This window comes from Nostoc sp. DedSLP03, from assembly GCF_034530815.1.
In the GTDB taxonomy this organism is placed as follows: Bacteria; Cyanobacteriota; Cyanobacteriia; order Cyanobacteriales; family Nostocaceae; genus Nostoc.
This window is the reverse complement of sequence record NZ_JAVRCK010000251.1, coordinates 1-1,100: the sequence shown is the minus strand read 5'-3', so window position 1 is coordinate 1,100 and position 1,100 is coordinate 1. Positions and strand designations below refer to the sequence as shown.

At 39.4% G+C, this 1,100-nt stretch carries 1 protein-coding gene and 1 pseudogene; both read right to left on the bottom strand.

Annotated elements, in window-relative coordinates; translation table 11 throughout:
- Positions 1–174 precede the first annotated feature (174 nt).
- Positions 175–459 carry a hypothetical protein gene (locus RM368_RS38645; protein ID WP_322698957.1) on the bottom strand — a complete coding sequence of 95 codons (285 nt, stop codon included), beginning with the start codon at positions 457–459 and terminating at the stop codon, positions 175–177.
- A gap of 465 nt (positions 460–924) precedes the next feature.
- Positions 925–1,100 (bottom strand): annotated as a pseudogene (locus RM368_RS38640) (carotene isomerase); the annotation flags it as partial.

The window sequence follows — 1,100 nt, the reverse complement described above, 5'->3', positions numbered from 1 at the left end:
CCCCTTAAAATGATTATCATTATTATAATTGATTATTTTATTCCTTGGAAGTCCCCTAACTTTTCCTGATTGACCATAGCAGTATTTTAGGTGTTAAGCGATGGATACCTATGGTGGCAAGCTACGCACCCTCAGCAATCCCAATTCTAGACCAATCCCCCAAATCCTCCCCAGTTATGAATAAAATCTTGGGGTCAAAGAAACTCTAGGAGGCAAAGGTTGGGGCTGGATTGCTACCCAGTCAGGAGAAAATAATGAAATTTTATTACTAGGTGGTGGTAATGGTAAAGTTGGTGAACCACCATTAATAGATTGAGTTTCAGTGTCTTTCAGTTCAATTTCTTGAAGATAGATATCTTCAATGACTAGTTTTTTTAAGTTTGGTATCATAAGTTTTTGAGCAATTAATGTTTGATGATTCTGGTAATGTGGGCTGTTGTTCAGAGTTACTGAATTCATTCTGAACTGGTTTTCCTATTGTCTTAGGAGGTTATGGTCTATCTCCTGTGATCTGTGGTTCTGGTTGTGGGTTATCATTCTGGCTCATGTTAATTTATCTCCTTTGTAACTTTAATTATTTGGCCGTTTTCAAGATTTCTTGCTTGGAGTTGGTAAATCTTGAAGTTCAGTAAACGCAGTCAGTTTGTGTCTTGACAATTATGATTTCAAGAGATGTCATCTCAATTCCGTAATCAATAGAAAATTTTACGCTCATTAAAAGAAGCTACAGTGCGATGCCTGCGGTGTTCTCGTTGCCATCGCTAAAACCTACACTTATGCAATAAAGTATTTTTAAAGGCGACTGTCACAAGCTATAGTTCACGATCTCTGTACTGTCATTCTCTACGATGACTTTTAGTTTTTATGCACTGAGAATAGAAAGCACCCCAAGCACTACCAATTCTGCTAAAATCACCTCTGCCTTTAACTTATCTCCTCCAACATAGCTAAATGCTTACTCAAAGGAGCCAGCGTATTAGCAACAATCATCCCACTAGCGACGACAGCGGGTAAACCGATGCCGGGGAATGTAGAGTCACCGCAACACATCAACCCCGCTAAAGGTGTACCGTGACCAGGAAACAAACCTTTAGCAGCAG